The 20,714-nt window shown below is 64.8% G+C and carries 23 protein-coding genes and 1 pseudogene; 9 read left to right on the top strand and 15 right to left on the bottom strand.

The window, feature by feature from the left end; translation table 11 throughout:
- Window positions 1-191: 191 nt before the first annotated feature.
- Window positions 192-648 (top strand): annotated as a pseudogene (locus ACSHT2_RS15360) (TonB-dependent receptor plug domain-containing protein); the annotation flags it as partial.
- Window positions 649-664: 16 nt separating this feature from the next.
- Window positions 665-961 carry an energy transducer TonB family protein gene (locus tag ACSHT2_RS15355; protein ID WP_440642847.1) on the top strand — a complete coding sequence of 99 codons (297 nt, stop codon included), beginning with the start codon at window positions 665-667 and terminating at the stop codon, window positions 959-961.
- Between the two features lie 188 nt (window positions 962-1,149).
- Here the strand turns inward: ACSHT2_RS15355 and ACSHT2_RS15350 are convergent, their stop codons facing one another.
- On the bottom strand, window positions 1,150-2,505 hold the full coding sequence (locus tag ACSHT2_RS15350; protein WP_440642301.1) for an esterase-like activity of phytase family protein: 1,356 nt from the start codon (window positions 2,503-2,505) through the stop codon (window positions 1,150-1,152).
- Between the two features lie 145 nt (window positions 2,506-2,650).
- On the opposite strand from ACSHT2_RS15350, the gene ACSHT2_RS15345 reads away from it, so the two are divergent.
- Entirely contained in the window at window positions 2,651-2,920 is a 270-nt protein-coding gene (locus ACSHT2_RS15345) for a hypothetical protein (RefSeq protein WP_440642300.1), read from the top strand.
- A gap of 5 nt (window positions 2,921-2,925) precedes the next feature.
- Here the strand turns inward: ACSHT2_RS15345 and ACSHT2_RS15340 are convergent, their stop codons facing one another.
- The 4 genes from ACSHT2_RS15340 to ACSHT2_RS15325 all read right to left on the bottom strand — a co-directional run bounded on the left by ACSHT2_RS15340 (window position 2,926) and on the right by ACSHT2_RS15325 (window position 7,407).
- A complete protein-coding gene (locus tag ACSHT2_RS15340) occupies window positions 2,926-3,822 on the bottom strand; it encodes a carbohydrate ABC transporter permease (RefSeq protein WP_440642299.1) in 897 nt (298 codons plus the stop codon).
- Complete coding sequence (locus ACSHT2_RS15335; RefSeq protein ID WP_440642298.1) at window positions 3,815-4,771, bottom strand: carbohydrate ABC transporter permease; 957 nt, start codon at window positions 4,769-4,771, stop codon at window positions 3,815-3,817. The genes ACSHT2_RS15340 and ACSHT2_RS15335 overlap by 8 nt, the downstream gene beginning before the upstream one ends.
- A 163-nt stretch (window positions 4,772-4,934) precedes the next feature.
- Window positions 4,935-6,278 (bottom strand): ABC transporter substrate-binding protein, encoded by a 1,344-nt coding sequence (locus ACSHT2_RS15330; protein ID WP_440642297.1) that lies wholly within the window; start codon window positions 6,276-6,278, stop codon window positions 4,935-4,937.
- A gap of 85 nt (window positions 6,279-6,363) precedes the next feature.
- Window positions 6,364-7,407, bottom strand: a complete 1,044-nt coding sequence (locus tag ACSHT2_RS15325) for a C-terminal binding protein (protein WP_440642296.1) — start codon at window positions 7,405-7,407, stop codon at window positions 6,364-6,366.
- 251 nt (window positions 7,408-7,658) lie between these two features.
- On the opposite strand from ACSHT2_RS15325, the gene ACSHT2_RS15320 reads away from it, so the two are divergent.
- Window positions 7,659-9,344, top strand: coding sequence for a methyl-accepting chemotaxis protein (locus ACSHT2_RS15320; RefSeq protein ID WP_440642295.1), 1,686 nt, complete (start codon window positions 7,659-7,661; stop codon window positions 9,342-9,344).
- Window positions 9,345-9,493: 149 nt separating this feature from the next.
- Here the strand turns inward: ACSHT2_RS15320 and ACSHT2_RS15315 are convergent, their stop codons facing one another.
- Together ACSHT2_RS15315 and ACSHT2_RS15310 are read right to left on the bottom strand one after the other, a co-directional pair.
- Window positions 9,494-10,471 carry a Bug family tripartite tricarboxylate transporter substrate binding protein gene (locus ACSHT2_RS15315; protein WP_440642294.1) on the bottom strand — a complete coding sequence of 326 codons (978 nt, stop codon included), beginning with the start codon at window positions 10,469-10,471 and terminating at the stop codon, window positions 9,494-9,496.
- Window positions 10,472-10,569: 98 nt separating this feature from the next.
- A complete protein-coding gene (locus ACSHT2_RS15310) occupies window positions 10,570-11,505 on the bottom strand; it encodes a DMT family transporter (RefSeq protein WP_440642293.1) in 936 nt (311 codons plus the stop codon).
- A 104-nt stretch (window positions 11,506-11,609) separates the two neighbouring features.
- On the opposite strand from ACSHT2_RS15310, the gene ACSHT2_RS15305 reads away from it, so the two are divergent.
- The gene (locus ACSHT2_RS15305) at window positions 11,610-11,996 is read left to right on the top strand and encodes a DUF1330 domain-containing protein (protein WP_440642292.1); all 387 of its coding nucleotides are present in this window, start codon (window positions 11,610-11,612) and stop codon (window positions 11,994-11,996) included.
- Between the two features lie 7 nt (window positions 11,997-12,003).
- Here ACSHT2_RS15305 and ACSHT2_RS15300 read toward each other — a convergent pair whose 3' ends face one another.
- Window positions 12,004-12,936: a DMT family transporter gene (locus ACSHT2_RS15300; RefSeq protein WP_440642291.1), complete on the bottom strand. Its 933-nt coding sequence runs from the start codon at window positions 12,934-12,936 to the stop codon at window positions 12,004-12,006.
- Between the two features lie 426 nt (window positions 12,937-13,362).
- On the opposite strand from ACSHT2_RS15300, the gene ACSHT2_RS15295 reads away from it, so the two are divergent.
- Together ACSHT2_RS15295 and ACSHT2_RS15290 are read left to right on the top strand one after the other, a co-directional pair.
- Window positions 13,363-14,655: an adenylosuccinate synthase gene (locus tag ACSHT2_RS15295; protein ID WP_440642290.1), complete on the top strand. Its 1,293-nt coding sequence runs from the start codon at window positions 13,363-13,365 to the stop codon at window positions 14,653-14,655.
- Window positions 14,656-14,692: 37 nt separating this feature from the next.
- The gene (locus ACSHT2_RS15290) at window positions 14,693-16,291 is read left to right on the top strand and encodes a hypothetical protein (RefSeq protein WP_440642289.1); all 1,599 of its coding nucleotides are present in this window, start codon (window positions 14,693-14,695) and stop codon (window positions 16,289-16,291) included.
- Window positions 16,292-16,418: 127 nt separating this feature from the next.
- On the opposite strand, the gene ACSHT2_RS15285 is transcribed toward ACSHT2_RS15290, so the two are convergent.
- The 3 genes from ACSHT2_RS15285 to ACSHT2_RS15275 all read right to left on the bottom strand — a co-directional run bounded on the left by ACSHT2_RS15285 (window position 16,419) and on the right by ACSHT2_RS15275 (window position 17,456).
- Complete coding sequence (locus ACSHT2_RS15285) at window positions 16,419-16,694, bottom strand: hypothetical protein (protein ID WP_245454621.1); 276 nt, start codon at window positions 16,692-16,694, stop codon at window positions 16,419-16,421.
- Window positions 16,695-16,944: 250 nt separating this feature from the next.
- The gene (locus ACSHT2_RS15280; RefSeq protein WP_440642288.1) at window positions 16,945-17,175 is read right to left on the bottom strand and encodes a hypothetical protein; all 231 of its coding nucleotides are present in this window, start codon (window positions 17,173-17,175) and stop codon (window positions 16,945-16,947) included.
- A gap of 38 nt (window positions 17,176-17,213) precedes the next feature.
- Window positions 17,214-17,456 carry a hypothetical protein gene (locus tag ACSHT2_RS15275; protein ID WP_440642287.1) on the bottom strand — a complete coding sequence of 81 codons (243 nt, stop codon included), beginning with the start codon at window positions 17,454-17,456 and terminating at the stop codon, window positions 17,214-17,216.
- 146 nt (window positions 17,457-17,602) lie between these two features.
- On the opposite strand from ACSHT2_RS15275, the gene ACSHT2_RS15270 reads away from it, so the two are divergent.
- Both ACSHT2_RS15270 and ACSHT2_RS15265 read left to right on the top strand, forming a co-directional pair.
- Window positions 17,603-18,028, top strand: a complete 426-nt coding sequence (locus ACSHT2_RS15270; protein WP_440642286.1) for a DUF5413 family protein — start codon at window positions 17,603-17,605, stop codon at window positions 18,026-18,028.
- A 58-nt stretch (window positions 18,029-18,086) separates the two neighbouring features.
- Window positions 18,087-18,629 (top strand): DUF4112 domain-containing protein, encoded by a 543-nt coding sequence (locus tag ACSHT2_RS15265; RefSeq protein WP_440642846.1) that lies wholly within the window; start codon window positions 18,087-18,089, stop codon window positions 18,627-18,629.
- Window positions 18,630-18,722: 93 nt separating this feature from the next.
- Here the strand turns inward: ACSHT2_RS15265 and ACSHT2_RS15260 are convergent, their stop codons facing one another.
- The 4 genes from ACSHT2_RS15260 to msrA all read right to left on the bottom strand — a co-directional run bounded on the left by ACSHT2_RS15260 (window position 18,723) and on the right by msrA (window position 20,649).
- Window positions 18,723-19,016 carry a hypothetical protein gene (locus ACSHT2_RS15260; protein ID WP_319331506.1) on the bottom strand — a complete coding sequence of 98 codons (294 nt, stop codon included), beginning with the start codon at window positions 19,014-19,016 and terminating at the stop codon, window positions 18,723-18,725.
- Window positions 19,017-19,225: 209 nt separating this feature from the next.
- The gene (locus ACSHT2_RS15255) at window positions 19,226-19,390 is read right to left on the bottom strand and encodes a DUF3309 family protein (RefSeq protein ID WP_440642285.1); all 165 of its coding nucleotides are present in this window, start codon (window positions 19,388-19,390) and stop codon (window positions 19,226-19,228) included.
- 106 nt (window positions 19,391-19,496) lie between these two features.
- Window positions 19,497-19,916 (bottom strand): peptide-methionine (R)-S-oxide reductase MsrB, encoded by a 420-nt coding sequence (gene msrB, locus ACSHT2_RS15250; RefSeq protein WP_440642284.1) that lies wholly within the window; start codon window positions 19,914-19,916, stop codon window positions 19,497-19,499.
- A gap of 28 nt (window positions 19,917-19,944) precedes the next feature.
- The gene (gene msrA, locus ACSHT2_RS15245) at window positions 19,945-20,649 is read right to left on the bottom strand and encodes a peptide-methionine (S)-S-oxide reductase MsrA (protein WP_440642283.1); all 705 of its coding nucleotides are present in this window, start codon (window positions 20,647-20,649) and stop codon (window positions 19,945-19,947) included.
- Window positions 20,650-20,714 lie beyond the last annotated feature (65 nt).

Below are 20,714 nucleotides of genomic sequence, written 5' to 3'. Positions count from 1 at the left end.
GCAAGCAGTTGTCATTGACCGTCAGAGTGTTGCCACGTAACCAATTATGGCACCGGGTGACGTCTCCGCGGTTTGAGCAAATCAGCCAACCAGCCGTTCGCGTTGCGAACGCACGCCAAGAGACTCCAAAACTAAAGTGAATTGCTGGCTGAGGCTGATATGGCTGACGGGGCCAGGTATTCGCGCGCCCTGATTTCGGGCGCGTCGCCGTGGTCGTCGACGGAGCGCGGCAGAACTATCAGCGTACCGGGCACAATGCCAACGGTCCCTTCTTCCTCGATCCCGAGTTGATCGGCGGCGTCGACGTCGTGCGCGGACCGACCGCCGACATCTACGGCTCCGGCGCGATCGGCGGCCTGGTCTCGTTCCGCACCAAGGACATCAACGACGTGCTGCGCCCCGGCGAGCGCTGGGGCGTCGATCTCTCGGGCTCCTACGGGTCCAACAACAATCGCGGCCTGGGCTCGGTGTTTCGGCGGCGTGCGCGCCACGCCCGACGTCGATATCTTCGGCGGCGCGGTCTACCGCACGCAAGGCAACTACAAGGACGGCAACGGCACCGAGATCGGCAACACCGGCAACCAGGTCGAGACCGGGTTGATGAAGCTGACGGTGCGGCCGGCCCTCGGTCACGAGGTCAAGTTCGGCGCGAGGCGCCGATGTTATCCGCCATGACTGCGGGTGTGACGGCCTCCGCGATTGCATCCTACAATCAGCGCGTCCGCGCGCATCTGATGCGCTTCCATCAATATCCGTCAGGTGGGGGTGGCCAGCGCGCTTCACCCTCAGCCGCAGCGGGCAAGTCACGTCCAGCCGCCTCGGCGGCTCGTCCGGCGTCGCCGCCTTCGACGCGCAGGCCATGGCGATGATCCGCCAGGCCTCGCCGTTCCCGCCGTTTCCGGATGAGATCAAGACCGGCTCGATGAGTTTTACGATCCCGGTGGAGTTCACGGTGAGGTAGCGGGCAGTCTCCACGAACTCAGACGTCGTCCCGGAGAAGCGTCAGCGCAGATCCCATAACCACGAGGCGTAAATTGACGAAGATCGGCAATTCCGATCTCGTTCGACCACCGCTCCCTGTGGCTATGCGTCCCGGCTTTCGCGGGGACGCATAGCGGAGCTTGTGGCAGCTGTGGAGAGGCCGATCTGCTACTTCGCCTTCAGGAAATCCGCGACCTCGAGCAGAACGAACTCGTTGTCATCGGCCTTGTTGGGATCGCGGCTGGAGGAGAACGGCAGGTTGTTGTCGTTGCCGACGATGATATGGGTTTCGTCGACACGATCGACGTTCTCGATGGTGAAGAACGGGAAGGTGTAGACGCCGTCATTGAGCGGCTTCCTCGCCTTCTTGTCGGGATCCCTGATCTTCATCAGGTCGATATAGCCGATCTTGCGCACGGGCTTGCCGACATTGGCGTCGGAGAGCTCGATCTTGTAGACGCGCTTGAACTTGGCGAGGTCAGGGAAGCAGTTCTCGCCGCGGGTGCCTTGCGGGCAGGCCTTGTCGGCCGTGCCTTCGCCGTTGTCGCGCTCGATGATGAGACCGTTGGTCGGGTCGATCATGTTGAAGTCGCCGATGGCGTTGCCGTTCTGCTCGAACACATACTGCCAGTAGCGCCCGGTGAATTTCTGCGCGGCGACGTCGAATTCGAGGATGCGGGCGGCTTCCTTGCCGTCGACCTTCTCCCAATCCTTCTTCTCGGCATCCCACAGCGGTCCTTCGAGCAGGCCGTAGAGGAACTTGCCGTCTTTCGACGAGGCGAAGCCCTCATAGCCCTTGGAGCGGCGGAGATTGACATTGGTGTAGGTCGCCCCTGGCGCACCGGGCGTCGCGACGGCCCAATTGTCCGGCGAGCGCACCGGCTTGCCGTCGGCAACCGTGTCGAACACGCCGAGGATCTTGCCCGACTTGTCGGCCTTCAGGATATAGGGGCCGAACTCGTCGCCGATCCAGAAGGTGTCGCCGACGATCTGGAAGCCTTCGGTGTCGAAATCGGAGCCGGTGAGATAGCGCTTCTGGGTATCCTCATGCACGATGCGGAACGGCACCTTCTTGTCGGGATCGTGCAGGAAGATGGTTTCCTGTCGCTCGATCTTGCCGCTCGCCCAATCCATCTTGTACCGGTTCAGGTACAGCATCGAGTCCGGCGAGTTGGCGCGCGCACCCATGCCGTTGTCGGTGATGACCCAGAAGCTGCCGTCGGGCATGGTCTTGATGCCCGAATGCCCCTGGAGCGGCTGGCCCTTGAACGGCAGCGACACGCCGGTCGGTCGCTCGTAGGACTTGCCCATGACGGTGCCAAGCGCGTCGACCCGCTTGCCGGTGGTATATTTGCCTGCGGTCTTGAGATCGGCGGGTGCGTCAGCCGGCGCGTCGATGAACGAGCTGGCCGGCATCACCACGTGGCCGGCGAGCTTGGCCGGGAATTCGCCTTCGCTCTGCGCCAGCGCAGAACTGGCGGTGAGAATGATCGTTGCGACGGTGCTGAGAAAAGTCGCGCGCATGTGCGTCTCCTGTTAGCGGACGCACGCCTTATGCGGACGGTGCATTGCAGTTTTGTGAAGCCGGGCCAAACGCCGCAGCCCCAATCTATTCATCCCCGCGTCGGTTCGCGGCGCAGGGATGTCGCTCCCTTCGAATGATCGGACGATGGATCTAGATCATCTTTCGACCAAGGAAGTCGCGGACCAGCGGGACCATCTCGTCGAGCTTGTCCTCGAGTGCGAAATGGGGGGCACACGGGCGAACCCGCCGATCTCCCGTCGCACGATTGTATCGGCGTCGACAGCCATGCTGGAGGCATTCGAGCAGGAGCTCTGGCCGGTGCATATCGTCTACACGGAGCGAAAGCCTGCGCCGCTCAAGCTCCGCGCTTTTCTCGATTGGGCCACGCCGCGCCTCAAGGCGCGGCTGGCCTAGTTCCGCTATTCCTTCACCGCGCCGGTCAGCGAGGACACGTAGTAGTCCACGAACAGCGAATAGAAGATCGCCACCGGCAGCGAGCCGAGCAGCGATCCCGCCATCAGTGCGCCCCACTGGTAGACGTCGCCGGTGACGAGCTCGGTCAGGATCGCGACCGGCACCGTCTTGTTGGCGCCGCTCTGGATGAAGGCGAGCGCGTAGATGAACTCGTTCCAGGACAGCGTGAAGGAGAAGATGCCGGCCGAGATCAGCCCGGGCACTGCGAGCGGCAGCGTGATCCGCCGCAGGATCTGCAGCCGTGTGGCACCGTCGACCAGCGCGCATTCCTCGAGCTCGTAGGGGATCGACTTGAAATAGCCGATCAGGAGCCAGGTGCAGAACGGCACCAGGAAGGTCGGATAGACCAGGATCAGGGCAAGCGGTGAGTCGAACAGGCCGAACTGCACCACGACGGTGGCGAGCGGAATGAACAGGATCGACGGCGGCACCAGATAGGCGAGATAGATGCCGAGGCCCACATAGGGGCTGCCGCGGAAGCGCAGCCGTTCGATGGAATAGGCGGCCAGCGTGCTCGCGATCAGCGACAGCGTGGTCGACCCGATCGCCACCAGCATCGTCGTCCACAGCCAGCGCGGATAGGCGGTGTTGAACAGCAGATGCTTGATGTGCGCCAATGTCGGCGAGGAGATCCAGAACGGATTGTGCTCCTTGTAATTCATCAGCTCCGCGTTCGGCTTGAACGAGGTGATCGCCATCCAGTAGAACGGGAACAGCAGGATGAGCACGAAGCAGGCGAGCGGCAGATAGATCATCATCAGCCGCCGCAGCCCGGAATCCCAGGCCATGGTGTCGGGCGCGGCTTTGGCGTCCGCGGTCGGTTGCGCGACGGTGTCAGTCATTGGCCTCTCCCTGCTGCCATTTGCGGCGCGCCAGGCCGAAATAGGAGAACAGCGTCGCGAACACCAGGAACGGGATCATCGACACCGCGATCGCCGCACCTTCGCCGAGCTCTCCGCCGGCGATGCCGCGCTGGAAGGCCAGCGTTGCCAGCAGGTGGGTCGAGTTGCCGGGGCCACCGCGGGTGATCGCGTAAACGAGCTGGAAGTCGGTGAAGGTGAAGATGATCGAGAAGGTCATGACGATGGCGAGGATCGGCATCATCATCGGGAAGGTGATGTAGCGGAAGCGCTGCCAGGCGCTGGCGCCGTCGAGCATCGCCGCCTCGTACAGCGAGGGCGAGATGGTCTGCAGGCCTGCGAGCAGCGAGATCGCGACGAAGGGAATGCCGCGCCAGATATTGGCGGCGATCAGGGAGAAGCGGGCCGGCCAGGGCGAACCGAGGAAGTCGACATTGCTGTCGCGCCAATGCAGCACGTCGACCAGCAGGTAGGAGATGATCGAGAACTGGGGATCGTAGATCCACCAGAACGCCAGCGCCGAGAGCACGGTCGGCACGATCCAGGGCAACAGGATGATCGCACGCAGCACGCTCTTGAACGGAAAATGGTTGTTGAGCAGCAGCGCGAGCCAGAAGCCGAGGGCGAACTTCCCGAAGGTCGCGACGGCCGTGTAGAGGACGCTGTAGAACACCGCGTTCCACCACAGGGAGTCGGTGAGCAGGTACTGGAAGTTCTCCAGGCCGACGTAGATGCCACGCCGGCCGATCGTGGTGTCGGTGAAAGCGAGCCAGATGCCGAGGCCGAGCGGATAGGTCAGGAACACCGAGAGCAGCCCGATCGCCGGCGCGAGACACATCACGATCAGGAACGGCTTGTAGTCGAACAGCCGCACCAGCCAGTTCGGCTGCCGCTGCGCCAGTGCCGGAGAAGAGAAGGTCGTCACGGACATCAGTTTGTTGTCCTGTCGTTGAAAGTCACCACACCGTCATTGCGAGGAGCGAAGCGACAAAATTGCGTAGCAATTTTGCGCTGCGACGAAGCAATCCAGACTGTCACCGCGGACACGCCCTGGACTGCTTCGCTTCGCTCGCAACGACGGCTGCTCAGCCGCCTTACCGGTTCTGCCGCCGGAAGTACCGCTTGCAGCGCTGCTCGGCTTCGGCGGCCGCGGCCTCCGGCGTGGCGCCGCCAGTCGCGACGGACGAGAACATCTGGATCAGCACGTAGTCTGCGCTGACGGCACCCGTCGCCGTCGAGATCGGGCCTTTGTAGCCGTCGTAATAGGTGCTGTTCATCGTGTCCTTGAACAGCTTCACCTTGGGATCCTGCGACCACACGGCGGCCTCGGCATAGGCGGCCAGCGGCTGGGACCAATAGCCGGAGTTGGCGTTGAGCCACGGCTCGTACTGGTCCTTTTCCAGCATGTATTGCAGGAAGGCCTTGGCGGCGTTGGGATACTGGCTGTGCTTGAACACCATCGCGTTCAGCGTCAGGCCCGCCATCGGCGAGACCTTGGCCAGGCCCTTCGGCAGCAATTGATGCTCGCTGTCGTCGGCGATCGCCTTGGTCGCCGGATCGTTCTTCAGCGAGAAGTACAGCGACACGCCGTTGGCGGTCAGGGAAATCTCCTGCGAGGAATAGGCGCGGTTGTTGCTGACGTCGTTCCACGATGTCGTGCCGGCGATGAAGGTCGGGTACAACCGCTTCACCCAGTTCAGCGCGGCGATGGTCTCCTTGCTGTTGATGACGACGTTGCCATCCTCGTCGAGCAGGGACCCGTTGTGCGACCACAGCGCCCAGCTCGCAAAGCCGTTGCCATCGCCCTTGGCGTTGCCAAGCGCGAAGCCGGCCGGCTTGCCGGCCTTGTGCAGCTTCTGGCACAAATCGAGGATCCCGGCGTGGTCTTCCGGCACCTTGTCGAATCCGACCGATTGCAGGATGGATTTGCGGTAGATCAGGGGACCGGCGGTCGCGCCGAACGGCAGACCGATCCAGGCGTTGCTCTTGTTCTTCTTGCCGTAGCGCTGCGCCAGCGGCAGCCAGCCGCCATACCGCTTGCCGACATAGTCGGCGACGTCGGTCAGCTCGATCAGCTTGTCGATATAGATGTGCGGCGCATCCGAGAAGCCGATGATGATGTCGGGACCGGCGCCGGAATTGGCGGTCACCGCGGTCTGCTGGTTGATGTCTTCCCAGCCGACGAAGTCGACCTTGACCTCGACCCCGGTCTCCTTGGTGAACTTTGCCGCGTTGGCGCGGAACACGTCCTCGTCCGCCTGGACGAAGCGCACCGGGCGCAGCATGCGCAAGGATGCGCCCTTCTCGATCTCGCGCTTGGGTGCCGCCACGTCGGCGGCCTTGATCTTGGATGTTTGCGCTGCAGCACCGGTGGCCGCGAGCGTTGCAGCGGACAGGCCCAGCGCCAAGGCATCACGACGTGTGATGTCGTTCCTCATGAGTACCTCCCTATGATGTTCCCTTCCTGGCGTTGATCGCCGGTGAAGGGCCGTTTCGGTCGTCGGCGCGTTCTACGCCGGCCGCCTAGCTGTTCGGTCCCCGGTCCATGCTGACGGGCTGCCAGCGGCGGAGCGCGGTGTTCTGCAGCACCGACGGATTGACGCAGCTTACCGGCCACATGCCCTGGAGCACCAGTGACAATTCGTAGCCCACGCGGCGCTTGCGTGCCTCGTCAAACCGTGCCGAGGCCGAGGCGACGTGGGCTGTCAGGGTCACGTTCTCCATGCCCAGCAGCGGATTGTTGTGCGAGGGCGGTTCCTTCTCCAGCACGTCGAGGGCGGCATGCGCGATCCAGCCCTCTTGCAGCGCCTTGATCAGGCTCTCCTCGTCCACGGTGGCGCCGCGACCGGTGTTGATGAAGATCGAGCCCTTCTTCATCTGCCGAAAGTGCTTCTCGGTCAGCATGTGATGCACCTCGGGGCGGGCCGGTGCATGCATCGAGATGAAGTCGGATTGCGACAGCACCTCGTTCAGCGTCGCCGGGATGACGCCGTGGTCGTACATCAGGGTTTCCTGGATGAACGGATCATAGGCCATCATGCGCAGGCCGAACGGCGCCGCGCGCTTCGCAACTGCACGTGCCACGCGGCCGAACGAGATGAAGCCGAGCGTCTGGCCCATCAGCCTCGGGACCTTGAGCAGTGCCGGCCGGCCCTCGGCCCAGCGGCCGCTCCGCACCATCCTGTCCTGCTCGACCAGGCGACGGAAGCCCGCGAGCAGCAGCATCATGGCGTGGTCGGCGACCTCCTCGATGAAGGTGTCGGGGATGTTGGTGACCGGAATTCCGCGGGCGGTGGCGGCCTTGACGTCGACACTGTCGACGCCGACCGAGCCGAGCGTGATGACCTTGCAGCTCTCCAGCGCGTCGATGATCGACCTGGTGATCGGGATGCCCTTGGCGTAGATGGCGTCGGCATTTTTCGCGGCGGCGATGAACCCGGCCTCGTCGGCGGGCGCCTCGACGATCTCGGCGTCGATCGGATCGAGCGCCTCGCGCTCGTAGGAATAATCGCTGCCCGCGACGGTGAAGCTCGCGCCCTTCGGCGTCACCACCCTGTATTTCGGCATTTTCCGCTCCCGATTTGGTTTCTTGTTGTGACCTGCCTCCGCGGGCAGGCCTGTGCGTCTTTTACGCGAAATCGGGGCGGTCGCGTACAATCCCCGGTTGTTGCCGGCGAGATAAATTGCCGGTTTTGACGGCGGCGTCCGGGCTTCTACGGAGAGGCGTAAGTAACTTGATAAGGCCTCCCACACTAGAAGTTGATTCGATTTTCCGACGATCCCGTCACGCCGTGTCCCATCATTGCCGGAGCCAATCCGTGAAATTTAGCAATCTGAAGATCGCCCCGAAGCTCGGCATTCTTGTCGGCGTCGCCATGCTGGGACTGTGCGTGGCTGGAGCGCTGGCGGCGTACTTGATGCAGCGGGAGTTGCTGGATGCCCGCTTCGAGCAGACCAGGGCCATGGTTGAAATGTCGCGCAATATGGCGCTGGGCCTGCAGAAGCAGGTCGATGCCGGACAGCTGACCAAGGACGCGGCGATTGCTGAGTTCGTCCGCCGCGGCAGTTCGATGACCTATGACAACGGCTCGGGCTACATATTTGCCTACACGATGGACGGCGTCGCCGTGCTGACGCCCGACCCGAAGCAGTTCGGCACCAACCGCCTCGACATCGCAACCAATGGCCGCAAGCTTACCCGCGAGCTGCGCGACGGTATCGCCGCCAAGGGCGACGTCACGCTGCGCTATGAATATTACAGACCCGGCGAGAAGGTCGTTACCCGCAAGCTGTCCTATGCTGTGGCGATTCCCGCCTGGAACATGTTCGTCGGCACCGGGGTGTATCTCGACGATCTCGATGCCAAGCTGGCGCCGGTCGCCTGGCTGCTCGGTCTCTCCCTGGTCGGCATCATGCTCGTGGCCGGCGGCGTGGCCTGGCTGATCGGCCGCAGCATCAGCCGTCCGCTGAGCCTGCTCGGCGCCCGCATGAAGGAACTGGCCGACGGCAGGCTCGAAGGCGATATCCCCGGCCTTGGCCGGGGCGACGAAGTCGGCGCGATGGCCGCCACCGTCCAGATTTTCAAGAACAACGCGGAGAAGATCCGCGAGCTTGAGCAAACCGAGGCGGCTGCGCAGGAGCGTGCCGCGACGGAACGTCGCAATACGATGGAAGGTCTGGCCAACGACTTCGAACGCAGCGTCAACGGCATCGTCCGCTCGGTCTCCTCGGCCGCGGCCGGAATGCAGACCACCGCGCAGTCGATGACTGCAACCGCCAGCGACGCCTCGTCGCGTGCGGCGACGGTCGGCGCTGCCTCGCAAAAGGCCTCCGGCAATGTCGGCACGGTCGCGGCGGCCGCCGAAGAGCTATCGAGCTCGGTTGCGGAAATCTCCCGCCAGGTCACGCGCTCGACCGAGGTGGCGAGCCGCGCCGTCAACGACGCCGAGCGTACCAACGCCACGGTTCAGGTGCTCTCCTCGGGCGCCGAGAAGATCGGCGAGGTCGTCAAGCTGATCCACTCGATCGCGGCGCAGACCAACCTGCTCGCGCTCAACGCCACCATCGAAGCGGCCCGCGCCGGCGAGTCCGGCCGCGGCTTCGCCGTGGTCGCCTCCGAGGTCAAGGCGCTCGCCAACCAGACCGCGAAGGCGACCGAGGAGATCTCGGCGCAGGTCGCGGCGATGCAGACCTCGACCAGCGACGCGGTCGCGGCCATCTCCGGCATCACCCAGACGATCGCGGAGATGAGCGAGATCACCGCGGGCATTTCCGCATCGATCGAGCAGCAGGGCGAGGCGACCCGCGAGATCGCCCGCAACATCCAGTCGGTCGCCGCCGGCTCGAGCGAAATCAACGCCCATATCGGCAGCGTCACCTCGGCCGCGGAAGCGACCGGCAGCGCGGCCACCGACGTGCTCTCCAACGCCCGCGAGTTGGACAACCAGTCCGGCGCGCTCCGCTCCGCCGTCGACAACTTCCTCGCCAAGGTGCGCGCGGCGTAACTCGCGGCGCAAAAACTCTACGCCGTCGTCATGCCCGGGCTTGTCCCGGGCATCCACGTTCGTGGGCACCGCGCGCGCAGACAGACGTGGATGGCCGGGACAAGCCCGGCCATGACGGGAGATGTAGAGTACGTGGCATTTGCGCGTGCCTACTGCTTCTCGATCTTCGCGTTCGTGATCAGCTTCTCCCACAGCACGAGCTGATCGTTCACGAACGCCTGGAGTTCTTCCGGCGTGCCCGAGAAGGCGTCCATGCCGAGCGTGGCGAGCTTGGCCTTGATCTCCGGATTCTCGATGATCTTGCGGATCTCCGCGTTCAGCCGCGTCACGATCTCCTTCGGCATGCCGGCGGGGCCGAAATAGCCCTGCCAGGACGAGATGTCGAAATCCGGCACGCCGGCCTCCTGCATCGAGGGCAGGTGCGGCACCAGCGGCGAGCGGTTCTTGGTGGTGACGGCGAGCGCGCGCAGCGCGTTGCCGTTGACGTGGGGCAGCCCGGTCAGGATGTCGACGAACATCATCGAGACGCGACCGCCCATGACGTCGTTGAGAGCCGGCGGCGAGCTCTTGTAGGGCACGTGCAGGAGGTCGAGCCCGGCATTGTGCGCGAAGGTCGCACCCGACACGATCGCCGACGACGAGCCCGAGGCGTAGCTCAGCTTGCCCGGATTGGCCTTGCCGTACGCGACGAGCTCGCCGACGGTCTTGGCCGGTACCTCCGGATTGACGACCAGCATGAACGGCAGGTCGCCGGTGCGCGCGATCGGGGTGAAATCCTTGACCGGATCGTAAGTGAGGCTCTTGAGCAGATAGGGATTGGCCGAATGCGTGGTGTTGGTCGTCACCAGCAGCGTGTAGCCGTCGGGGGCGGCCTTCGCGACATAGCTCGCGGCGAGCATGCCATTGGCGCCGGCCTTGTTCTCGATCACGATGCCGACGCCGAGCGCTTGCGACAGGTGCTGCGAGATCAGCCGCGTCGTGGTGTCGGTGCCGCTGCCGGCCGCAAACGGCAGCACCAGCGTGATGTTGCGGCTGGGATAGTTGTCGGCTTGAGCCGTGGATGCTGCGGCAAGGCAAAATGCGGCCGCGCCGACGGTCCGCAGGTTTCGAATCAACGCTGAAATCATATTTGGTCGTTCCCTCTTTTTCGTTGGCGGGGAACCTAGCTTGTCCGAACCGGATTCGAAAGGTGGCTGCAGCTCGTGAGCGCGTCCGTCACGCGGAATTACTTCACCGCCGAGCCCTGGCGCGATGCGATCACGACGCCGGCGAGCACCAGCGCGTAGCCGATCAGGTGGAACGGCTGGAGCTTTTCACCGAGCAGCAGGATCGCCATCGCGGAGCCGAACACCGGCACCAGATGGAAGAACGGCGCCGCCCGGTTAGGCCCGATCAGCGCCACGCCGCGGTTGAAGAAGAGGTAGGCGAGGGTGGAGGGAAAGATCAGGATGTAGCCCAGCGTCGCCAGCGTCATCAGGTCGAATTGCAGCACGCGGCCGCTTGCTGCCTCCCAGATCGCCGTCGGCAGCAGCATCGTCGCGCCGCAGCAGGTGGTGAAGGACAGGAAGGAGAGCTGATGGATCTTCGGCCGCCGCGGGATGACGGCGGAGTAGATGCCGAACGCCACCAGCGACGAGGCGAACATCATGTCGCCCCTGTTGAAGCTGATGCTCGCAAGCGCGGAGAGATCGCCGCGGAGGATGATGATCAGCACGCCGAGAAGCGAGATCGCGATGCCGCCGAGCTGCGCGCCCGTCAGCCGCACGCCGAACAGCACCAGCGACCACAACGCCACGAACAGGGGACCCGCCGACTGGATCAGGAGCGCGTTCAGCGCCTCGGTGTATTGCATCGCCCAGTACGAGATCGCGTTGTTGAAGGCAAAGCCGACCAGCGACAGGAACAGCATCAGCGGCAGGCTCTTGCGCAGGGCAGGCCAGTCGCGCTTCAGATGTGGCCAGGCGAACGGCAACAGGATCAGGAACACACCGTACCAGCGGATCGTCGTCACCGTCAGCGGCGGCACATGCGCGCCGACATGGCGTGCGAGCACGATGTTGCCGGCCCAGAACAGCGAGGTCAGGCTGAGCAGCAGATAAGGCTGGTTGTTGAGCCAACTGGCCGGATTCGAGGCCGGTGGCGCGGGCGAAGCGGTCGTCATTGCGTTGAGTGAAAGCTTGCGCCGGATTGCCGTTGTGACACAAGTCACAGGGCCGCAATGCTACAATGCAGGCATGACCCGAGGAGGTGCCATTGGCGGTCAATATGTTGAACGTTGAGGGCCTGGAGCAACTCGATCCGCAGGCGCCGGTGGTGATGCTGAACCTGATGCGTTTCCATGCGCGTTCGCGCGACGGCGACGGGTCCGGCTGGGATGCCTATCTTCGTTACAGTGCGGTCACGGTGCCGATGATCAGGGCACGCGGCGGCACGCTGCTCTGGACCGGCGAGGCCAGGACGGTCGCACTCGGTCCGCACGACGGCAACGAATGGGACTTTGTGGCGCTGGTCTATTATCCGACAGTCTCGGCCTTTCTCGACATGATGACGTCGGAGGCTTACGAGCGCGAGGCCGATCCGCATCGCGTCAACGGCTGCGCCGAGCACGTCATCATCGCGACCAGCGAAGCCTACAGCAAGTTCAAGAAGTAGCATGCGGCTATGTTGCCTGCTTCCTTGACGCTGCGAACACGCCCGCCAGCACCAACGCGAAGCCGATGAAGTGGAACGCCTGCGGGTGTTCGCCCAGAAACGCCATCGCCATGATCGAACCGAACACCGGCACGACGTGGAAAAACGGCGCGGCGCGGTTGGCGCCGATCAGGCGCACGCCGCGATTGAAGCAGAGATAGGCGAGCGCCGAGGGGAAAACGGCGACGTAGAACAGGGTCAGCAGGTTCGGCCCGTCGAGCTTCATGACCGGACGTGCGGACAGTTCCCAGATCTCCAGCGGAATGAGACAGGCGGCGCCGCAGCCGAAGGTGAAGGCGAGGAACGAGAGGCCGTGCATCGGCGGCCGCTTCAGCGTCAGCACCGAATAGAGCGCGAAGATCAAGAGCGCGAGGAGGAAGATCAGGTCGCCCTTGTTTAAGTCGATGTTCGACAGCGTGGTGAAGTCGCCATGCAGCAGGATGATCAGCACGCCGCACATCGACAGCAGCACACCGAGGGCCTGCGCCGCGGTGAGCCGGATGCCGAGAATGGCCAGCGACCACAGCGCCACGAGCAGCGGCGCGGCCGACTGGAGCAGCAGCGTATTGAGCGCCTGGGTATGCTCCAGCGCCCAATATTGCAGCGTGTTGAAGGCGCCGATGCCGGTGACCGAGAGCGTGATCATCAGGCCGAGCTTGCCGCGGATCGCCGGCCAGTCCTGCACGAGGTGCTTGAAGGCAAACGGCAGCACCAGCAGGAAGGCGAAGAACCAGCGTAGGAACGACAGCGTGACCGGCGGAATGTGTCCGGCGGCGAGCCGCCCGACGATGGCGTTGCCGGCCCAGCACAGCGCGGTGATGCTGAGCAGCAGATAAGGCTGGTTGGCGATCCAGCTGTGTCCGGATGTTTCCGCGCTCGTGGTGTGGCCGGTGGCGGACATTGTGGCTGTTGGGGCCCCGCGTGGAGTACGCCGAAGCCCCCGGCCCGGCGAGACCCGGGCCGGCTGATCACCCGGCGCTGTCCAGAGACACGGAAATCGAGGTTGCATCAATGGGGGGCGGACGCATCGCGACCATGCAGCGGCGAAGGCGGCCTCTCACGGTTTGGCCGAAGCCATTGCGCCGGCCTGGAAGGTTTCTGGATTTTCCGGGGATATCAAAGGCTTGGAGTGCGCGCTGGGCCTGAAAAAAGCCCCGTTCTTGCTTGCCTAGAGAGGCTGCTTCCTTTATCCGGTTGGGCTGCCTCGCGTGCGAACGGCCTCGGCCGGGAATTGGGCTGGGCGCAGGCATGATCCCGGAAAAGTGGGTCCCGGTTTTCCGTTCGGATCGTGCCACTTACAGAGAAATCTTCGAAGGATTACCCGCGCATGGCCAATGTTGTCGTCGTCGGCGCCCAGTGGGGCGACGAAGGGAAGGGCAAGATCGTCGACTGGTTGTCGGAGCAGGCCGATATCGTCGTCCGCTTCCAGGGCGGTCATAACGCCGGCCACACGCTGGTGATCAACGGCAAGACCTACAAGCTCGCGCTGCTGCCCTCCGGCGTGCTGCGTGAGGGCAAGCTGTCGGTGATCGGCAACGGCGTCGTGTTCGATCCCACCGCCTTCCTCGACGAGGTCACCAAGCTGAGGGCGCAGGGCGTCGATGTCAGCCCTGACAACCTGCGCGTCGCGGAAAACGTCACGCTGATCCTGCCGCTGCACCGCGAGCTCGATGCGCACCGCGAATCCGCCAGCGCGGCGACCGCGATCGGCACGACGCGCCGCGGCATTGGACCTGCCTATGAGGACAAGGTCGGTCGCCGCGCCATCCGCCTGATGGATCTCGCCGATCTCGACACGCTTCCGCACAAGATCGACCGCCTTCTTGCCCATCACAACGCATTGCGCCGCGGCCTCAATCTGCCGGAGTTCGACGGCAAGGAGATCCTGAAGGAACTGACCGCGCTGGCGCCGCAGCTCCTGCCCTATGCCGAGACGGTGTGGCGGCTGCTCGACATCAAGCGGCGCGAAGGCAAGCGCATGCTGTTCGAGGGCGCACAAGGCGCGCTGCTCGACGTCGACCACGGCACCTATCCCTACGTCACCTCGTCCAATACGGTGGCGGCGCAGGCCGCGACCGGCTCGGGCCTCGGCCCCGGCGCGGTCGGCTACGTGCTCGGCCTGTGCAAGGCCTACACGACCCGCGTTGGCCAGGGCCCGTTCCCGACCGAGCAGGACAACGAGATCGGCCGCAAGATCGGCGAGCGCGGCCGCGAGTTCGGCACCAATACCGGCCGTCCGCGCCGCTGCGGGTGGTTCGACGCCGTGCTGGTCCGCCAGGCGGTTCGGACCTGCGGCATCAACGGCCTCGCGCTGACCAAGCTCGACATCCTCGACGGCTTCGATTCGATCGAGGTCTGTACCGGCTACAGGCTCGACGGCAAGGAGATCGACCATTTTCCGGCCGGCGAGGGCGCCCAAGCCCGGGTCGAGCCGATCTACGAGACCATCGAGGGCTGGAAGGAGCCGACCGCCAGCGCGCGGTCCTGGGCCGACCTGCCCGCCCAGGCCATCAAATATGTCCGGCGGATTGAGGAATTGGTGGGGTGCCCGGTCGCGCTGCTTTCCACCAGCCCCGAACGCGAAGATACTATCCTCGTGCAAAATCCGTTTGAGGCTTAACGATATCTTACCGGGACGCGCGTATAGTTGAGTAGAAATGGCTGATTACTATCCGCTGATCGCCCGCGCTATTGCCGCCTTGGACCCCAACGCTCCCGGCGAAAGCCGTCGCGCGCTCTATGAGAGGGCGCGCACGGCGCTGATCGCGCAGCTGCGCAGCGTGCAGCCGCCGCTCTCCGAATCCGAGATCACGCGCGAACGGCTGTCGCTGGAAGAGGCCGTCCGCAAGGTCGAATCGGAGGCCGCCCAGCGTGCCCGCGAGGCCTCTCGCCCCGGTGGCGGCGCCCGCTCCGGCAGCAGCGGCGATGCTTTTCGCCGGGCCAGCACCCGCGCCGGCGAGGGTGGCGCTCCCGCATCTCAGCCGGCTCCGCCGCGCACGCGACCGGCCCCGCCGCCGCCGCGGGCCGACCGTCCGTCAATCAGCGTCGATGACCAGGGCGAGGCCCCGCGCCCGCCCCGCGCTCCCCGTTTCGACGCCCCGCGCCAGCCGGGACCGTCCGCTCCGCCGCCGCCGGAGCCGCCGCCCGCCGGGCGCGATCGCGCCGGCGCGCGCCGTCCGCCCGACATGGGACCCCCGCCGCCGTTGCCGCCGGCACCGGGCGTGCGCGGCTTCCGCGACATCACGGCCGATGCCAACGATCTCGGCGGTGCTGCCGCGCAGGCGAGCCGCGCCGCGCGCCGCACCTATGCCAACGTGCCCTCGCCCTCGCCGGAATTCGACCGGCTGGAGCCGAGCCTGGAAAACCGCGCCGGCGAGTCCGAGGCGCCCCATTCCTACGACGAAGCGATCGAGGACGCCGAGCGCTACGCGCCGCCGTCGCCGCGTCCGCGCGCTGCGCCCGAGCGCGAGGCCAAGAAGCGCGTCCGCACCGGCTCGACGTTTCCGTTCAAGAGCGCAATCGCCGTCGGCATCGTCCTGATCCTGGTCGGCGCCGGCATCCTCTGGGGCAAGCAGGCCGTCCAGATCGTCAACGGCTTTTTCAAGCCGTCCGAGACTCAGGTCGTGGAGACGCCGAGCCCGGCGCAGCCGCAGAGCAAGCCGAAGATTCCGGATCGCGTCGGCCAGCCCTCGGCCAGCGACCAGCCTGTCGCGCCGGTGGCGCAGAAGGTCGTGCTCTATGACGAGGATCCGTCCGACCCGAAGGGCAAGCAATATGTCGGCTCGGTGGTGTGGCGGCTCGAGCCGATCAAGGCGTCCGGCAACCAGAAGGCCGACGTCGCCGTGCGCGCCGACATCGAGATCCCCGACCGCAAGTTCAAGATGACGATGTCGTTCCGCCGCAACACCGACTCCTCGCTGCCGGCGAGCCACACCGCGGAGCTGACCTTCATCCTGCCGCCGGATTTTCCGGGCGGCAGCGTCTCCAACGTGCCGGGCATCCTGATGAAGTCGAACGAGCAGGCGCGCGGCACGCCGCTCGCAGGCCTCGCGGTCAAGGTCACCGACGGCTTCTTCCTGGTCGGCCTCTCCAATGTCGACGCCGACCGCGCCCGCAACGTCCAGCTCCTGAAGGAGCGTTCCTGGTTCGACGTGCCGCTGGTCTACGCCAACCAGCGCCGCGCCATCATCGCCATCGAGAAGGGCGCCCCCGGCGAGCGGGCCTTCAACGACGCCTTCGCGCAGTGGGGCGACTGAGGCGCTGCCGTCATTCCGGGGCGTGCGAAGCACGAGCCCGGAATCCATTGCGCAGCACGTGACGTAGAGAAATCGATTCCGGGTTCGGTGCTGCGCACCGCCCCGGAATGACATTCCGTATGAATGACTACCGCGCCGCCGCTTCCCGCTTGCGCGATGCCGCCGCGGCGGCGTGCTCGCGGTCCATCACGGCACGGCAGCCGGGGCTGACCTGCGACTTGTTCCGCACCATGCAGGCGGTGATCCGTGGGATGTCAGGGATCTCACTCGAGCACAGCCGCATCGCATCGCCCGAGCACATCTGCTGTGCTTCGGACGAGAAGGCGAGGCCGGGCGAGGTCTGGAGTGCGAGGCCGGTGACGGCGAAAGCGAAGAGCGAAGCGATCGTCTGATGGCGTGTCATGTGGAATACGTCCCCGATTTTTCCTAGGGCTTGAGCCACTTGGTTTTTGGGGCGCCGCACGCGGCTTGATCTGCCGTACGTCACAGCCTTCACGCCGGGAACTTTGGTCCCGCATGTGGTCGCTCGATCTCTTGATGCTCGAATCGAAAGTGCTGCGCCGCCCGAGCGAAGTATGCGCCATTGGCGCGCGGCTGCAATGGTCAGCGCAAAGGAATTCGCAATTGTTGCGCGCGAGTCACGTCGCGCGCAATCAGATCAGCCGATCGGAGGATGCGCTCGCTTGTTCCGCATCGCTCACGCCGAGAGCAGCGGCGTGTTCCTCGACGGCGCTGACGCCCTTGGCCGTGAGCTCGAACAGATCGCCGTCCTTCATCACGTAGCCGTCGGCGATCAGTTGCCCGACCTTGCCCTGCCGGTCGTCGGCAAACGCAACGGATTGGCTGATGTCCCGCAGGATCGAGAGTTGTTCGTCGCGCAACATGGCATCACTCTCCGTTTGCGGGGGATGGGTTCCGATCCTCACATGCCGTGGCCCTGAAAGACCTTGCTGCAAGCGCGCGACAGCTTGGCGCGGTTGGCCTGGAGACAACCCTGCACGGCCATGTCGTTGCCGAGCTCCTTGCGGCAGAAGCGCGAAGCATCCCGCGAGCAGGCCTTCTGCTCCTTGGGCGTGCCCATATGGCCTTGGGCGAAAGCGGGGGCGCTCGAGAGACTGCTCAAGACTGCCAGCGTGATTGTCGCCAGAACGAGTTGACGGGCCATCGACGGCTCCAATCTGCCAGGGCAAAATTCAGGTCCAGCATGAACTCGTCGCCTTGCCACTTGTTCCCCTCGGGCGGAGCCCGGCGCCCCGCTGTTCAAGGTTCCCGTTGCGCTGCTATAACACCGGCGAAGTGTGAGGGCATTCGATGAAACGCTATCTGGTATTTGCGCTGGTCGGCCCGTTCGTGGGCGGGTTCCTGCTGCTGCTGACGACGACCTACCAGTCCGGCTATTGGGCTCAGACCAATCTCGGCGAGGTCGGCAAGCTGTTCGCGGTGTTCTTCAAGACCCTGCAATACAGCTATCTGTTCGGCTTCCTGCCCTCGTTGATGATCGGCGCACTCGACGACATCCTGATCCACATCCGCCGGATCGGTCCGGGCTTGCGGATGCTCCTGGTCGGCCTGTTCGCCTTCGTCCTGGCGTCGCTGACCTACAGCTCGCGCGGGCCGGATTCGGGCGCGGTGCAGTTCATCCTGTACGGCCTCGTCGGGTTCGTGCCGGCGGCGATTTCATCCTGGCTCGTGCATCGCTATGTCGAGGAGCCGCAAGCAGCGGCGGCACCGACCTGACGCGCGGCGTTCGATCGCGGCAGCAACCTCCGCCGCGCTGGCGCGTTCACTGAAGGCCATGATCATGTCCGAGGACGATATCCTTGCTCCGCGCAAATCCCGTTCCGGGGGCCGCTCGCGCGCGAGCTCCTCGGCGACTGAAGCGCGCGGGCCGATCATCGACCAGGAAGGCCGCGAGATCAGGCCCGAAAGCCTGGAGCAGGGATTTCGCGAGTTTCGCTTCGAGTTCGGGCAAGCGGGCCCGTTCGGCAATCTGACGCGCGAGCAGCGGATCGCACGTCTCGAGGCGGTCGCAAGGCTGCTCGACGTCGCCTTCATCCTGCCCGGCACCAACATCCGCTACGGCATCGACGGGCTGATCGGCCTGATCCCCGTCGTCGGCGACATCATCACCACGGCGATCTCGCTGTGGCTGGTCCGCGAGGCCCGCGCGCTGGGGGCGCCCTGGTACATCACCGCGCGGATGCTCGGCAATGTCGCGCTCGACGGCGTGGTCGGCCTGGTCCCGTTCGCGGGCGACGCCTTCGATGTGATGTTCCGCGCCAACATGCGCAACGTGCGGCTCTTGCGCCGCTGGCTGGAAAAGCAGCCGCGGATGTAGGACGCCGTGGAAGCATGAAAGCCCCAAACGCAAAAAGCGCGACGACCTTTCGGCCATCGCGCTTTCTGCGCACATCGGAGGCTTGCGAAAAGCTTACGCCGCGTTGGCGTCGGTTTCGGCGGCCGGCGCGGGCTTGGGCCGACGGGGCAGCGGGAAGGCTTCGCTCTCGTAGAGCGAGCGGATGCCGTTCTGGTCGAAGCGGGCTTCCTCGACCTGGAGATAGGCGCCGTTCAGCGAATCCGTCGGCAACTGCTCCATCGCGAACTGCACGGCCTCGGCCGCGGTGCCGAACCGGCGATAGGTGAAGCCAGCGCGCTTCTTCTTGCGAATCGCGGCGGGAAAGAGTTCGGCGGAGGTGTTGAAGTTGAACGGACGCAGTGGACGCATGGTCAAAGACCTCGTGATCTTCTCTGGGGCTTTAAGCGCGTGGGGTTGGGAAGGGCAGGAGCCGCCAGGCGGGCCCGCCGCATGTCATTTTCGTCCTCTAATATAGGCCGATTTGACAAAAATGCGACCCCTGCGACGCGAGATGATGAATCCGCGCATGGCAGCTCCGCGACCGAAATAAAGTAAATTATTTCAATGGCTTAAATGGCTTACACTTTACCAAGAAGCAGCAGCACGATCAGCACCACCAGCACGAGCCCGCCGATGCCCATGCCGGAATGGCCCAGACCATAGCCGTAGCCGCCGAACCGGCCGGACAGGCCGCCGAGCAGATAGATGATCACCAGGATGATCAGGATGGTCCCAAGCGTCATGGCATCCTCCCTGGCGGCCGCCGAATGCGTTGATCGGCCGCACCGCCAGGGGAGAAAAGCACATCACACCGCCGGGTTCCACGGGGGAACCCGGCAGCGGGCAAGCTTATTTGGGCTCGAGCTTCAGCGCCGCCGAGTTGATGCAGTAGCGCAGCCCCGTCGGCCCGGGGCCGTCGGGGAAGACATGGCCGAGATGACCGCTGCATTTGGCGCAGAGCACCTCGGTGCGGATCATGCCGTGACTCGTATCCCGCTCCTCGTCGACATGGCTGTCGACCGTGGGCTGGGTGAAGCTCGGCCAGCCACAGCCGGAATCGAACTTGGCGTCGGAAGAGAACAGCACATTTCCGCAGCCGGCGCAGACATAGGTGCCGGCGCGCTCGTCGTGCTCGTACTCGCCTGAGAAGGGACGTTCGGTCGCCTTCTCGCGCAGCACGGCGTACTGCATCGGCGTCAGTTCGCGCCGCCACTGCTCTTCGCTCTTGATGACCTTGTCGTCCGTGATCTTCGTTTTGGTGTCGGGCATGGGTCTCCCGTTTCTTTCGTGATCTCGATCAGTTGGTGGCCTTGCTGGCATTCACCAGCGTCGGCTTCTCAATGTAGTTATCCGCGAACAGCTTTTTCAGGTTCTCGACCTTCGGGATGTCGTTGTAGGCGATGTAGGGCTGGTTCGGGTGCAGCGTCAGATAGTCCTGGTGATAGGCTTCTGCCGGGTAGAATGCCTCCAGCGCGCCGATCTTGGTCACGATCGGCTTGTTGAAGACGCGGGCCGCGTTGAGCTGGGCGATATAGGCCTCCGCCACCTTCTTCTGCTCGTCCGAGGCGGTGAAGATGGCCGAGCGATATTGCGGGCCGACGTCGGGGCCCTGGCGGTTGAGCTGGGTCGGGTCGTGCACCACCGAGAAGTAGATCTGGAGGATCTTGCCGTAGGAGATCTTCTTCGGGTCGTACTTGATCTCGACCGACTCCGCGTGGCCGGTGCGGCCGCTCGAGACGGTCTGGTAGTCGGCGGTCGCCTTGGTGCCGCCGGCATAGCCGGAGACCGCGTTGACGACGCCTGCGGTGTGCTGGAAGACGCCTTGCACGCCCCAGAAGCAGCCGCCGGCGACCACGGCGGTCTGGATGCCGCTCGCTGGCGCCGCGTCCAATGCGGGAGCGGGGATCACGACCGCCTCCTCCGCGGCGCGTGACGGCACGGCAAAGGCCAGCGTCAGGGCGGTGGTTGCGGCGAGCAGGAAGGCGAGGGCAGGTCGGCGCATGGCGGATCCTCTGGCAAGGGTGTGCAGTCTAAGGCGGGCCGGCGCGGGCGAATAGCCTCGCCGGC

This window comes from Bradyrhizobium sp. PUT101, from assembly GCF_052043945.1.
GTDB lineage: Bacteria > Pseudomonadota > Alphaproteobacteria > Rhizobiales > Xanthobacteraceae > Bradyrhizobium.
The sequence above is the reverse complement of the archived record's forward strand: the minus strand, read 5'-3'. Positions and strand labels throughout refer to the sequence as shown.